We start from the raw sequence: 14,251 nt of genomic DNA on the forward strand, positions 1-14,251 counted from the left end.
AATATTATTGATAACTATTTGCATTTGCAATAGCGTAGTGGCCGCGCTGTGGGAAGCGCGCTCATAAAACAACCATGCCACGCGTTGTGTGCGCTCGAGGACGGGGCTGCTTACGCAAACTGCGGGTGACACCATGCCGCCTCCTCTCCCTTTCGGGAATGGAGCCCGGGGATGCGGCGCGAAAAGCAGGACGTACAATGAATAAGAAGATTCACTCCCTGGCCTTGCTGGTCAACTTAGGGATTTACGGCGTTGCGATGCCAGCGCTGGCAGACGACAACACCGCCAACGCGCAGCACGAAGACACCATGGTGATCACCGCCGCAGAGCAGAACCTGCAGGCACCAGGGGTATCGACCATCACCGCCGATGAAATCCGTAAAAACCCGCCCGCACGTGACGTGGCCGAAATCATCCGCACCATGCCTGGCGTTAACCTGACCGGGAACTCCACCAGCGGACAGCGCGGCAATAACCGTCAGATTGATATTCGTGGTATGGGTCCGGAAAACACCCTGATCCTGATTGACGGCAAGCCGGTCACCAGCCGCAACTCCATCCGTCTGGGCTGGCGCGGCGAGCGCGATACCCGCGGTGACACCGGCTGGGTACCGCCAGAGATGATTGAACGCATTGAGGTCATTCGTGGCCCGGCCGCAGCTCGCTACGGTAACGGTGCGGCAGGTGGCGTGGTGAACATCATCACCAAAAAATTCGACAACCAGTGGCATGGCTCCTGGAACACCTACCTGAATGCTCCAGAACATAAGGATGAGGGTTCCACTAAGCGCACCAACTTCAGCCTGAGCGGCCCGCTGGGCGGCGACTTCAGCTTCCGCATGTTTGGTAACCTGGACAAAACCCAGGCCGATGCGTGGGACATCAACCAGGGTCACCAGTCCGATCGTACCGGTACCTATGCCGACACCCTGCCTGCAGGCCGTGAAGGGGTCGAGAACAAAGACATTAACGGCGTGGTCCGCTGGGACTTCGCGCCCATGCAGTCCGTGGAGTTTGAAGCGGGTTACAGCCGCCAGAACAACCTCTACGCGGGTGATACCCAGAACACCAACAACGACAACAGCTCCAGCGGTCTGGTGAAGAAAAACTACGGTAAAGAGACTAACCGTATCTATCGCCAGAACTTTGCGGTGACCTGGAACGGCGGCTGGGATAATGGGATTACCGCCAGCAACTGGGCGCAGTACGAGCACACCCGCAATTCGCGTCTCGGCGAAGGCCTGGCGGGCGGTACGGAAGGATTGTTCAACAGCAATAAATTCACCGACACCGACCTGGCTGATGTAATGCTGCATAGCGAAATCAACCTGCCGATTGATTTCCTCGTCAACCAGAACCTGACGCTGGGCACCGAGTGGAACCAGCAGCGCATGAAGGACTCGACCTCCTTCTCGCAAACCCAGCAGGGCGGGACCATTCCGGGGCTCAGCAACGATCGTAGCCCGTATACCTCGGCGGAGATCTTCTCCCTGTTCGCCGAAAACAACATGGAGCTGACGGACAGCACCATGCTGACCCCGGCGCTGCGCTTCGATCACCATACGATCGTCGGTAACAACTGGAGCCCGTCCCTGAACCTGTCGCAAGGCCTGGGTGACGACTTTACACTGAAGATGGGTATCGCCCGCGCCTATAAAGCGCCGAGCCTGTACCAGACCAACCCGAACTATCTGTTGTACAGCAAAGGCCAGGGCTGCTACGCCAGCTCCGACGGCGTGGGTTGCTACATGATGGGTAACGACGACCTGAAAGCCGAAACCAGCATTAACAAAGAGATTGGTCTGGAATGGAAACACGACGGCTGGCTGGCTGGCGTGACCTGGTTCCGTAACGACTACCGCAACAAAATTGAAGCGGGGTATGCGCCAGTCGGCCAGACCTCCACCAGTAAAGTGACCACCGATATTTACCAGTGGGAAAACGTGCCTAAAGCGGTGGTTGAAGGTCTGGAAGGCTCCCTGAACGTGCCGGTCAGCGACACGATCAACTGGACCAACAACATCACCTATATGCTGCAAAGCAAGAACAAGGAGACCGGCGACCGTCTGTCGATCATCCCGGAGTACACGCTGAACTCAACCCTGAGCTGGCAGGTACATCAGGATGTGTCGCTGCAGTCGACCTTCACCTGGTACGGCAAGCAGCAGCCGAAGAAGTACAACTACAAAGGCCAGCCGGTGACCGGGTCTGAGAAAGACGAAGTCAGCCCGTACAGCATCGTTGGCCTGAGTGCGACCTGGGACGTGACCAAAAACGTCAGCCTGACCGGCGGCGTGGATAACGTCTTTGATAAACGCCAGTGGCGCGCGGGTAATGCCCAGACCACCGGCAACGCCACAACCGGTGCGTATATGTACGGCGCGGGTGCATACACCTATAATGAGCCGGGCCGAACCTGGTTTATGAGCGTGAACACGCACTTCTAAGGCAGGCTGTGTCTCCCCTCTCCTGCCGGGAGAGGGGCTGAATGTCTTCCTCTCCCGGCAGAAGAGGATCGGGGTGAAGGCATCAGGCCGCACTATTCCTCAACGTCAGGACGAGAAAACATGCGTACCACCCACTCCACATTTCGTCTTGCCGGAACCACGGTCCACCAAATTACCTTCGATCCCACCACCTTTACCGACGCCGACCTCCTCTGGCTTCCTCACCAGGCCCAGCTAACCGACGCCGGACGAAAACGAAAAACCGAACACCTTGCCGGTCGCCTCGCCGCCGCCCACGCACTCAGAGCGATTAGCGAACGCGCCGTTCCCGGCATCGGTCCCAGCGGGGAACCCCTCTGGCCGGAAGGCATCACTGGCAGCATTACCCACAGCGGTACACAGGCGATGGCGGTGGTTGCGCGCTATCCGCATACGCTAATCGGCATTGATCTGGAAGCCATTCTTTCCGAAAACGAAGCTCACGACATAAAGGAAGGTGTCATCGACGCACAGGAAGAAACACGCCTTTTGCAGTCGGGCAAGCCTTTCGCGCTTACATTGACGCTCGCATTCAGCGCCAAAGAGAGTCTGTTTAAAGCGCTTTTTCCTGTAGTGAGGGAATACATGGGATTTGAATGCGCACGGGTCAGTGCATTGAATGAGAAAACGCTGGTATTAAAACTTGCCCAACCCATAGGGTGTTATTACGAGGGATTGTGTTTTAACCTGGCATGGCAGATTATGGACGAAAGCGTATGCACGTTACTCGTCGTTCAGGAATAGTTTTGACTTTTTATCCGAAAAATTCAACACCCTACTCTTTTGATAAAATATCATTACTGAAAATAAAACAATTATTAATATAAAACCTAACCACAAAGAAATATCCTTGCAGCTTTATCACGCCTAAAATCATGCATAAAAAATATAGCATCTCACAACCTATCTCGATGTGGGAAACATACACCCCTTGAGTGCAAATGTTAAGAGAATCTATCCCTTCCTACTACTTTTAATAGTTAGATAAAACCAATTTAATTTTAGAACATAATCCACAATTCGCCACCATGCTTTCCATAACAGAATTACGCAACGAAACTTAGAGGTAGATCAAAAACCCAAAGATAAAAAAACCGTGAAAGATGAAATAAGTCATTTCCATTTTCTTTATTTCAGGAACATTATGTTAAGGCTGTTTTACTTTAACTTCATATAACTAAGGAAAGTCTAATGCGTGAATTAAATCAAAATGAAATGAGTATTGTGGCCGGCGGTATTGGTGCCGGTAATGGGAACGGTAATCACAGTGGCAACGGCAATGGCAATAGTGGTGGTAATGGTGGTACCTGTAATGGCGGCAATGGCGGTAATGGTGGCCGCGGCGGTAATGGCGGTAATGGGGGTAACGGCGGAAGCTGCGGCGGTGGCAATAATGGCGGTCGTCGATAGCCATCATTAAAAGCCAAAACGACGACCCGCTGTAAGTTTGTCATGGCGGGTCGTTGTGCGTGATGCATTACTTTATCAGGAGTGAAAATGCGAGAACTACTGAAATCAGAGAGTGAAGGTATTTCTGGGGGTTCGCAATGCGATGGTGGAAGTGGAGGTAACGGGGGCGCAGGCGGTAATGGCGGCCGCGGAGGTAATGGAGGAACCTGTGGTTCTGGAAATGGTGGTAATGGCGGTAACGGGGGACGAGGCGGGAACGGAGGTGATGGTGGAAATGGTGGCCCTGGAGGGAAAGGGGGCAAAGGCGGTAAAGGTGGTCCCGGTGGACACGATGGCCGTAACGGTAGGGATGGTTGAGTCGTCGAAGAAATAGTATTACCGAAGCGCAGCAAAGCAAATTACATATGCAGGAAAAAACACGATACCCCTGGATATGCAGAATAACCAGGTGCAATTGACTTAAAATTGTCACCTGGTGAACCACACAAAATCACGAAATCTTTTAAAAAAAGGAAAAAGTGCGTGTATCGCCAAAAAGCGGTTGATCACAAAAAATTGAGATGGCAAGGAAGAGCCATATTACTGCCTGGGATCCCTGTTTGGATGGTTGCAGGGCTATCTGTTTTTTTTGTTATTGCTTTTCTAACCTTCGTCCTAACGTTCACCTATACGAGAAGAATAACTGTAGTGGGAGAAATAACCACCTATCCTCGTTCATCTAACGTTTACGCCAGTGTTCAGGGGGTGGTAGTTAAACAATTTGTCAAAGAAGGTCAACTGCTCAAAGTAGGTGATGCTATTTACATGATCGATGTTAGTAAAAGCACACGTAGCGGTGTTGTCAGCGATAATCAGCGTATGGATGTTGACAACCAGCTGACACGTATATCTCAAATCATGTCTCTTCTCCAGGAAAATAAAAAAAACACTCTTGAGATGCTCAAAAAACAAAAAGAACAATATAGCGCTGCTCTCAAACGTTCCTCAGATATTATCACCCAAGCCCAGGAAGGCCTCCATGTAATGAAAACTAACATGGAGAACTACCGGCATTATCAGGCGCGTGGTCTTATTACTCAGGATCAGCTGATTAATCAGATAGCCTTATACTACGAACGACAGAATAACATGATTAACCTGTCTGCCCAGAGTGACCAAAACGCGTTGCAGGTGACAACACTGGAGAGTCAGATTCAGACGCAGGCCGCTGAATTTGATAACCAGATTCATCAAATGGAACTTCAGCGCTATGAATTGCAAAAAGAACGTCTGAGTATTGATGCTGGAGGCGCTATTATTATCCGAGCCATGGCTAACGGGAGGGTAGATTCCCTTAGCGTCACCGTCGGGCAGATGATCAAGCCGGGCGACAGTCTGCTACAAATCATCCCATACAATATCGATCATTTCTCTCTTGTCATTTGGGTACCGAATGACGCAGTCCCCTATCTTAATGCTGGAGACCGCGTGAACATCCGCTATGAAGCCTTTCCTGCTCAAAAATTCGGTATGTTTGGCGGAGCAATTTCTGTCATCTCACGTTCCCCAGCCTCCCCACAGGAAATGCAAACCTATCAAGGGGCGCTTAAAGTGGCCTCATCTTCAACTGCACCCTACTACAAAGTTATTATCAAACCTGACAGACAAAATATTGCGTACGCGGGTAAACGTCTGAGCTTGGGTAATGGAATGCAAGCTCAGAGCACCTTATTTCTGGAAAAAAGGAAGATCTATCAGTGGATGCTTTCCCCCTTCTACGATATGAAAAATAGCATAGAGGGCCCGATAAATGAGTAAACGTGCTTTTAAAACGCTTCTCGGACAACTCGATCTTCATCTGCGTTCTCGGGTTCCACTAGTTCATCAAACGGAATCCTCAGAATGCGGTTTGGCATGTCTTGCGATGATTTGTAATCACTATGGAAAAAATAGCAATCTCATATCCTTGCGACAACAATTCAACCTATCTGCACGTGGGACAACACTGGCAGGAATGAAAGAAATTGCTGAACAATTAGGACTTGCATCTCGCTGTTTATCCCTGGAACTTCATGAACTCAACTCGCTTAAGATCCCCTGCATCTTACATTGGGATTTTAACCATTTTGTAGTTCTGGTCGGTGTGAAACAAAATCGAGTGATCCTACACGACCCTGCCAGAGGCCGTAGAACGATAAATCTCGAGGAAATGTCTCAATACTTCACTGGCATAGCACTCGAAGTATGGCCTGGAAGTACATTTACCGAAGAGCAAGAAAGTCACCACTTCAGCCTCAAAGCCCTTGCAGCAAAGGTACATGGTCTTAAGGGTACGCTAGCGAAAATATTTTTCTATTCGCTCATTATTGAATCCATAAATCTTCTTATCCCGATAGGTACTCAGCTTGCACTGGATCATGCTATTCCCGCTGCAGATGTGGGCTTACTGACACTGATTTGTATTGGTCTGTTACTCTTTACTTTCTTACGCCTGGCATTGAGCGCACTGCGTTCATGGTCTTCATTATTAATGACTACGCTCATCAATGTTCAGTGGCAATCCGGGTTATTTTCACATTTACTGCGGCTACCTTTGAGTTATTTTGAGCGACGCAAGTTAGGTGACATTCAGTCGCGCTTTGGATCGTTGAACACTCTTCGGGAAACCTTTACCAGTAGTATCGTTGGAGCACTCATCGATGGAACGATGTTGATCGGTGTCGTCATTATGATGGCACTTTATGGCGGCTGGCTCACAGGCGTTGTTATGTGTTTTACTGCTCTATATGTCCTCATCCGTCTTATGACGTACAGTACCTACCGCGAATTATCGGAGGAAATTCTCGTTAGAGACGCCCGAACCCGATCTTATTTCATGGAAACGTTGTACGGTATAGCGACCATTAAAATGCAAGGTTTTAGTGAAAGAAGAAGCATCCACTGGCTGAACCTGGAAATTGACACAATTAACACTGAAATAAAAATCACCAAAATGGATTTGCTTTTTGGTGGCGTAAACTCCCTTATCACTGCTTGCGAGCAGATAGCAATGCTATGGCTGGGTTCAAGACTCATTATAGATAACGATATAACAATTGGGATGTTCATCGCTTTCGGTGTATTCAGAGAACAATTTGCCGACAGAATTTGGTCATTAACTAATTTCCTGACTAAGTTGCGCATGATGCACCTTCATAATGAACGTGTGGCAGATATTGCACTTAATACTCAAGAAAAGAAAAAGCCCGATAGAGAAATATTAAACACGATGAAACCTGTAGCCCTAGAAATAAATGCATTAAGCTACCGATATGATGACCATTCGGCCGCTGTCTTTCGTGGTCTTTCTTTCCAGGTTTTAGCTGGAGAAAGTGTGGCAATTACAGGTCCGTCAGGTGCAGGTAAAACAACGCTTATGAGGGTTCTTTGTGGATTGTTTGAACCGCAGACAGGTTCAGTAATGATCGATGGTAATGACATTCAACAACTTGGTTTAAACAATTACCGCAAAATAATCGGGTGCGTAATGCAGGATGATAAGTTATTTTCTGGTTCAATTAGAGAAAATATTTGTGGCTTCGATGAAAATGCCGATTACGAATGGATGGAAGAGTGCGCTCGCGCAAGCTTTATCCATGGTGCTATTGTAAAAATGCCCATGGGATACGATACATTAGTTGGAGAACTTGGTGAGGGGTTGTCTGGAGGACAGAAACAACGCATCTTTATTGCCCGCGCACTTTATCGTAAACCCGGGATATTATTTATGGATGAAGCAACCAGTGCCTTGGACGAAGAGAGTGAAACGTATGTTAATCAGGCTATCAAAAAGCTAAACATCACCCGAATAATCATTGCTCACAGACAATCAACCATCGCATCTGTTGAGCGTGTGATTCGATTAATGCCACAGACAGAACAGCATGGACTGCACTCTGAATGAAAAATTGCGTAAGACTGAGTATAAAACCGACATTATTCATAATAGTCATTTTGTTTGGCTGCGTTTTTTTCACTCATGCCCATGGGAGAAACGCTGATGTTGACAACAACGTAGATCCTTATCGCTGGATGGAAACCGACGGACAACAGACAGCTCGTTGGCTAAGCCATCAATCAGACCAGGCGGTTAAAATATTACACACCCTCCCCTGGCGAAATGCACTGGCGAAAAGACTAAGCATACTGGTTAACACAGAACCAACTCTATCTGATATCTATGATGCGGGCGATCGTCGTTTCTACCTACGATCGACAACTGAACATCCTTATCTGCGGCTTTTTGTGCAACAAAAGGGAAAACCTGAACGAGTGGTTATTACCCCTCCCGTCGGATATGGGATTAATTTTTTTAGCCCATCTCCAGACGGTCACTATGTGGCTTTTGGATTATCGAAAAATGGTACTGAAACTACGGCAATAAATGTCATCAGAGTTGCGGATGGTGTCGTATTAAAAGATGAAATTTCCGCGGTTCGCTATCCTAATGTTGTCTGGGCAGCGGATAACCAGTCATTTTATTACAGTCTTAACGATACAACTCATGATACCGGGCGACAAACATGCGGAAAAGTCTACTACCATCATTTAGGGAGCCAAAATGATGTTATGACTTTTGACTGGCATACTCTCCCGGAATTGACACAGAAGAAATGTGAAAACGTTAATTTGTTTGCATCCCCCGACTCTGCATATCTCATCGTTTATTTTTCGAAATCAATCAGCGGTTATGGCGGCTATATTTTTTCAGCAAAAAACGATCCCGCACTCAACGGAATATTACACTGGGCCAAAATCATTGATGTTGATGAGAATGTTTCTGCCTTTGTTTGCTCTGGAAAGTGGATTTATTTTGCTAACATGAATTCATCATCAGGTTATGATATCTTAAGAGTCGATCTGAGTACTCCTACTTCAAAACGAGAGCATGTGATGAGCTGGGCAAATGGTGAGCTCACCCAGCTAACCACCAGTCGGGATTCACTTTATATTGCATACCATGACTCTGGTACCAATAAATTCGTACGTATTCCTTTTGATGACCCGAATAAACACCAGTTCATTCCAGCACCAGCAGATGAAAATGTGAGTGCAATATTCGCCAGCAATAACCGCAAGGATATCCTCTTTACCCGACAGAGTTGGCTCACGCAACCTGCTATTTTCCAGTATAACCCGGTCAATAATCGCATCAGAGATACGAATTTAATATCATCGGTAAAAGAATCCTTTACAGACTATGTGACGGAAGAAATATGGGTTCTCACAGCAGATAACGTCCGCGTTCCGTTAACTTTAATTCATCATAAAGGGATTGAACACAATGGTGCCACCCCCATCTGGTTGACAGCTTACGGCGCTTATGGAGTAAGTACCCTTCCTGAATTTGATATTTCCCGCTTGCTCTGGCTTGAACAAGGCGGAGCCATCGCAATCGCGCATGTTCGAGGAGGAGGTGAACTGGGTCCAGCATGGCATGAAGGAGGTAGAGCGAATAAGAAAGAAAATTCTATTAATGATTTTATTCGTTGCGCTGAATATCTCGTTGATAATAAATACACCTCACCATCAAAATTGGTGATCAGTGGTGAGAGCGCGGGGGGGATTATAATGGGTATGGCAATGACGCTTCGCCCAGAACTATTTTCAGCTGTGGCGATAGACGTCGGAATACTTAATACCAGTCGACTGGATAAAATTCCAATAGGCGAGATGAATTTTGAAGAGTTGGGTTCACCTTTTACACAATCAGGCATGCTCAATTTGTTAAAAATAGACGCTTATCAGCATCTGGTTCCAGGTAAACGCTATCCCCCGGTGTTGTTAACGGTCGGCCTACATGACCAACGTGTCTCCCCCTGGCAGACAGCAAAATTCGCAGCCCGATTGCGGACAATAAACAAACCGTGGAATGTTCCGGTGCTGGTATTAGCTTACAGTCAAGGAGGACACAATGCGGCCACCTACGCAGAAGCTGATTCAAAATTAGTCGACACTGTGAGTTTCTTTATATGGAAAACCGGTATTCATTTTCAGAATCATTAATATTGCGCAGCACGTATGTGCCACGCCATTAAAAAAAGCGGTACCCTGCTCCAGGATACCGCTTTATTCACTTAGTTATCCCGCTCAAACATCCGGGAACATCACGCTATTCCCCGGCGCCTCGCGATGGAGGTGAATAAAGTTCAGGTGCCGCTCATACTGATCCAGTATATCCGTAATCACCTGTTCCTTACTGTAATCCATCAGGTCATTCCCCTGGCTCCCTTCCAGCAGGAACGTCTCAAGGCGGTAATACGTTGATTTCCCACTGCGTGCGCGATAGGTAAATCCGGGCACCGAATACTGCTGTGGCCAAATCTGGTAGACAAAGTTTTGTTCGTCGCCCATATGCACCAGCAGATCCAGGTGTCCCAGAGTCTCACCGTCATCCGGCGGCAGGTTTTTCAGTTCAACATACGCACCACGCAGCTTCAGCTCCTGCGCCACCTCTTCCATCGCCGGGAAGCAGACCGTTTCCATCATCTGTTTGGTGTAGCGCGTGCCCGGATAGTTCATCAGGCGTGACAACCGCTTTTTCCAGCTCAGTCTGTCCTGCGCACCCATCGGGCGTGGCGCGGTATCGCGGCTGGCGCTGACGCGGCGGTAATCTTCCACCTTGAGAGATTTATACAACCCGGCCATCACGAAGAAGATCACGAAACTGAACGGCAGACCCATGATCACCGTGGTGTTCTGCAGGGCAGAAATACCGTTGGTCATCAGCATGCCCAGGGTCAGCAGGCCAATGGCGACAGACCAGAAGATGCGCAGCCAGTTGGGAGCATCGCTGTTAATGTCCTTGAGCTTCGAGGTGAAGTTCCCCAGCACCAGCGCGCCGGAATCCGCCGAGGTGACGTAAAACAGCAGGCCGGTAATGGTCGCAACAGAGGCGCTAAAGGTAAACGCCGGATACTGCGCCAGCAGGCTGTAGAACCCCCGCTCCGGATGCACCATCGCTTCCTGCGCAAACGTCGCATTGCCGTGAATGATCTCGTGCAGCGCGCTGTTGCCGAACACCGACAGCCACAGCAGCGTAAAGGTGAACGGGATAATCAGCGTGCCCATCACAAACTGACGAATGGTGCGTCCACGCGAAATACGCGCCAGGAACAGGCCAACAAACGGCGACCACGCGACCCACCACGCCCAGAAGAACAGCGTCCAGTTGTTCATCCACTCGACCGGGCGGTCAAAGGCGAAGCTGTTCAGCGTCATACCCATAAAGCGGTTCACGTAATCACCCACGTTCAGCACTAACGCATTGAGCAGGAATGACGTATCGCCCATAAACAGCACGAACAGGATCAGCCCCAGCGCCAGCGCGACGTTCAGCTCAGAAAGCACGCGAATGCCCTTGTCCACGCCGGAGGTAACCGAAATGGTGGCGATAATCACCGACAGCGCGATCAGCGCCGCTTTGGCCGCCATGGAATCCGGGATATCAAACAGCACGCTCAGACCGTAGTTGAGCTGCACCACGCCGATACCGAGCGTGGTGGCGATCCCAAAGATGGTGCCAATCACCGCCGCGATATCCACGGTGTGTCCAATCGGTCCGTTAATTTTTTTACCGAAAATCGGATAGAGCGCGGAGCGGATCGTGAGGGGTAAATTATAACGATAGCTAAAGTATCCAAGCGCCATACCCATCAGGGCATACATCGACCAGCCGGTTAAGCCGTAGTGGAACAATGTCCAGACCATTGCCTGTCGCGCGGCCTCCATCGTCTGCCCCGCCCCTTCCGGTGGCTGCATATATTGCGTGACCGGTTCCGCCACGGAGAAGAACATCAGGTCAATACCAATGCCCGCGGCAAACAGCATCGCGGCCCAGCTCAGCAGGCTGAACTCGGGTTTTGACTGTTCCGGCCCGAGCTTTACCGAGCCAAAGCGCGAGCAGGCGATGCAGACGACGAAGACGATATAGAGCGTCGCCGCCAGCAAGTAGTACCAGCCGAAGGTCTTCGACACCCAGTTCAGGGTGCGCCCAATCCACTCGGCAGAAAAATCGCTAAAGAAGATCGTCATCAGGGAAAACAACAAAATCAGTCCTGCGGATGTATAAAAAACAACCGGATTGATTTTGTCCTTTTCTCTGTCTTGCGAAAGATCTGTCATCCAGTATCCCCACTGTTTTTGTAACTATTGAAATCCAAAACCGCAACAATTAAGACACATTTTATATTGAACGTCCAATCAAAAACCGCTTTAATGGTTAACCAACGCTGATGAATGGAGTGGCAAAAATGCCCAAAGTGGGGATGCAGCCAATCCGGCGCAGGCAACTGATCGACGCCACGCTGGAAGCAATAAATGAAGTGGGAATGCATGACGCGACCATCGCGCAGATCGCCCGTCGGGCGGGCGTTTCCACGGGGATCATCAGTCACTATTTCAAGGACAAAAATGGCCTGCTGGAAGCGACCATGCGCGACATCACCGGCCAGCTGCGCGACGCGGTATTGAACCGTTTGCATGCCTTACCGCACGGCAGCGCAGAGCAGCGTCTGCAGGCGATTGTCGGCGGCAATTTTGATGAAACCCAGATCAGCGGCGCGGCAATGAAAGCCTGGCTGGCCTTCTGGGCGAGCAGCATGCATCAGCCAATGCTCTACCGTCTGCAGCAGGTGAGCAGCCGCCGTCTGCTGTCGAACCTGGTGTATGAGTTCCGCCGCGAGCTGCCGCGCGAACAGGCGCAGGAGGCGGGTTACGGGCTCGCGGCGCTGATTGACGGGCTGTGGCTGCGCGCCGCGCTGAGTGGCAAACCGCTGGATAAAACCCTGGCCCAGTCGCTCACCAGCCACTTTATTAGCCAGCATTTACCGACCGATTAACCGAGGAGAATTTATGTCCCGAATGGCAGAACAGCAGCTTTATATCAATGGTGGTTATACATCGGCCACCAGCGGTCGCACCTTCGAGACCATCAACCCGGCCAACGGTGAAGTCCTGGCGACCGTTCAGGCCGCCGGGCGCGAGGATGTCGATCGCGCCGTAGAAAGCGCGCAGCGCGGGCAAAAAATCTGGGCGGCAATGACCGCCATGGAGCGCTCGCGCATTCTGCGCCGTGCGGTAGACATTCTTCGTGAGCGTAACGACGAGCTGGCGAAGCTGGAAACCCTCGACACTGGCAAAGCGTACTCAGAAACCAGCACCGTTGATATCGTCACCGGCGCGGACGTGCTGGAGTACTACGCAGGGCTGATCCCGGCGCTGGAAGGCAGCCAGATCCCCCTGCGCGATACCTCATTTGTCTATACCCGTCGTGAACCGCTGGGCGTGGTCGCGGGCATTGGCGCGTGGAACTACCCGATCCAGATCGCCCTGTGGAAATCCGCGCCAGCGCTGGCCGCAGGTAACGCGATGATCTTCAAACCGAGCGAAGTGACGCCCCTCACCGCCCTGAAGCTTGCCGAAATCTACACCGAAGCGGGTCTGCCGGACGGCGTGTTTAACGTTCTGCCGGGCGTGGGCGCAGAAACCGGTCAGTTCCTGACCGAGCACCCGGGTATCGCCAAAGTCTCCTTCACCGGCGGCGTTGCCAGCGGCAAAAAAGTGATGGCCAATTCGGCGGCCTCGTCCCTGAAAGAGGTGACGATGGAGTTGGGCGGGAAATCCCCGCTGGTTATTTTCGACGATGCCGACCTGGATCTCGCGGCGGACATCGCCATGATGGCCAACTTCTTCAGTTCCGGCCAGGTATGCACCAACGGCACCCGCGTGTTCGTGCCGGCGAAATTCAAAGCCGCGTTTGAGCAGAAAATTGTTGAGCGCGTGGCACGTATTCGCGCGGGCGATCTGTTCGACGAACGCACCAACTTTGGCCCACTGGTGAGCTTCCCGCACCGCGAAAACGTGCTGCGCTATATCGCCAAAGGCAAAGAGGAAGGCGCGCGTGTGCTGTGCGGTGGCGATGTGCTGAAAGGCGAAGGCTTTGACAACGGCGCGTGGGTGGCTCCCACCGTGTTCACCGACTGCACCGATGAGATGACCATCGTGCGCGAAGAGATCTTCGGGCCGGTGATGTCCATCCTCACGTACGAAACCGACAAAGAGGTGATTCGTCGCGCCAACGACACCGATTACGGTCTGGCGGCGGGCATCGTGACTGCCGACCTGAACCGCGCGCACAGCGCGATCCACCAGCTTGAAGCGGGTATCTGCTGGATCAACACCTGGGGTGAATCCGCGGCAGAGATGCCGGTTGGTGGCTACAAACACTCCGGCATTGGCCGCGAGAACGGCGTAATGACGCTCCAGAGTTATACCCAGGTGAAGTCCATCCAGGTTGAGATGGGTAAATTCCAGTCCATATTTTAACCGGGAGGTTT

General features: G+C 50.7%; 10 protein-coding genes. 9 read left to right on the forward strand and 1 reads right to left on the reverse strand.

Annotated features, from left to right (window positions below; genetic code table 11):
- The first annotated feature begins 197 nt into the window (after nt 1–197).
- From AM410_RS00745 to AM410_RS00775, 7 genes are all read left to right on the forward strand, one after another.
- Entirely contained in the window at nt 198–2,447 is a 2,250-nt protein-coding gene (locus tag AM410_RS00745) for a TonB-dependent siderophore receptor (RefSeq protein WP_108647361.1), read from the forward strand.
- 120 nt (nt 2,448–2,567) lie between these two features.
- Nucleotides 2,568–3,230, forward strand: coding sequence for an enterobactin synthase subunit EntD (gene entD / locus AM410_RS00750; RefSeq protein ID WP_073395708.1), 663 nt, complete (start codon nt 2,568–2,570; stop codon nt 3,228–3,230).
- A 505-nt stretch (nt 3,231–3,735) separates the two neighbouring features.
- On the forward strand, nt 3,736–3,906 hold the full coding sequence (locus AM410_RS00755) for a hypothetical protein (RefSeq protein ID WP_154815901.1): 171 nt from the start codon (nt 3,736–3,738) through the stop codon (nt 3,904–3,906).
- Between the two features lie 102 nt (nt 3,907–4,008).
- Nucleotides 4,009–4,269: a hypothetical protein gene (locus AM410_RS00760; protein WP_050737410.1), complete on the forward strand. Its 261-nt coding sequence runs from the start codon at nt 4,009–4,011 to the stop codon at nt 4,267–4,269.
- Between the two features lie 149 nt (nt 4,270–4,418).
- Nucleotides 4,419–5,693: an HlyD family secretion protein gene (locus tag AM410_RS00765; protein ID WP_108647363.1), complete on the forward strand. Its 1,275-nt coding sequence runs from the start codon at nt 4,419–4,421 to the stop codon at nt 5,691–5,693.
- The gene (locus AM410_RS00770) at nt 5,686–7,818 is read left to right on the forward strand and encodes a peptidase domain-containing ABC transporter (protein WP_063925327.1); all 2,133 of its coding nucleotides are present in this window, start codon (nt 5,686–5,688) and stop codon (nt 7,816–7,818) included. The genes AM410_RS00765 and AM410_RS00770 overlap by 8 nt, the downstream gene beginning before the upstream one ends.
- Nucleotides 7,815–9,920, forward strand: a complete 2,106-nt coding sequence (locus tag AM410_RS00775) for a prolyl oligopeptidase family serine peptidase (protein WP_108647365.1) — start codon at nt 7,815–7,817, stop codon at nt 9,918–9,920. Before AM410_RS00770 ends, AM410_RS00775 begins: the two co-directional genes overlap by 4 nt.
- Nucleotides 9,921–10,004: 84 nt before the next feature.
- Here the strand turns inward: AM410_RS00775 and betT are convergent, their stop codons facing one another.
- The gene (betT, locus tag AM410_RS00780; protein ID WP_014169058.1) at nt 10,005–12,038 is read right to left on the reverse strand and encodes a choline BCCT transporter BetT; all 2,034 of its coding nucleotides are present in this window, start codon (nt 12,036–12,038) and stop codon (nt 10,005–10,007) included.
- A 128-nt stretch (nt 12,039–12,166) separates the two neighbouring features.
- Between betT and betI the strand changes: the two genes are divergently transcribed.
- The gene (gene betI, locus AM410_RS00790; RefSeq protein ID WP_020885037.1) at nt 12,167–12,754 is read left to right on the forward strand and encodes a transcriptional regulator BetI; all 588 of its coding nucleotides are present in this window, start codon (nt 12,167–12,169) and stop codon (nt 12,752–12,754) included.
- A gap of 13 nt (nt 12,755–12,767) precedes the next feature.
- On the forward strand, nt 12,768–14,240 hold the full coding sequence (gene betB / locus AM410_RS00795; RefSeq protein WP_078774894.1) for a betaine-aldehyde dehydrogenase: 1,473 nt from the start codon (nt 12,768–12,770) through the stop codon (nt 14,238–14,240).
- The last annotated feature ends 11 nt before the right edge of the window (nt 14,241–14,251 follow it).

The sequence above is a fragment of the Enterobacter cloacae complex sp. FDA-CDC-AR_0164 genome (assembly GCF_003071645.1).
In the GTDB taxonomy this organism is placed as follows: domain Bacteria; phylum Pseudomonadota; class Gammaproteobacteria; order Enterobacterales; family Enterobacteriaceae; genus Enterobacter; species Enterobacter ludwigii.

Bases quoted from the DNA above. Each gene is read 5' to 3' on its own strand.
- AM410_RS00745 (WP_108647361.1), top strand. From the start codon at position 198: ATGAATAAGAAGATTCACTCCCTGGCCTTGCTGGTCAACTTAGGGATT.
- entD (WP_073395708.1), top strand. From the start codon at position 2,568: ATGCGTACCACCCACTCCACATTTCGTCTTGCCGGAACCACGGTCCAC.
- AM410_RS00755 (WP_154815901.1), top strand. From the start codon at position 3,736: ATGGGAACGGTAATCACAGTGGCAACGGCAATGGCAATAGTGGTGGTA.
- AM410_RS00770 (WP_063925327.1), top strand. From the start codon at position 5,686: ATGAGTAAACGTGCTTTTAAAACGCTTCTCGGACAACTCGATCTTCAT.
- AM410_RS00775 (WP_108647365.1), top strand. From the start codon at position 7,815: ATGAAAAATTGCGTAAGACTGAGTATAAAACCGACATTATTCATAATA.
- betT (WP_014169058.1), bottom strand. From the start codon at position 12,038: ATGACAGATCTTTCGCAAGACAGAGAAAAGGACAAAATCAATCCGGTT.
- betI (WP_020885037.1), top strand. From the start codon at position 12,167: ATGCCCAAAGTGGGGATGCAGCCAATCCGGCGCAGGCAACTGATCGAC.
- betB (WP_078774894.1), top strand. From the start codon at position 12,768: ATGTCCCGAATGGCAGAACAGCAGCTTTATATCAATGGTGGTTATACA.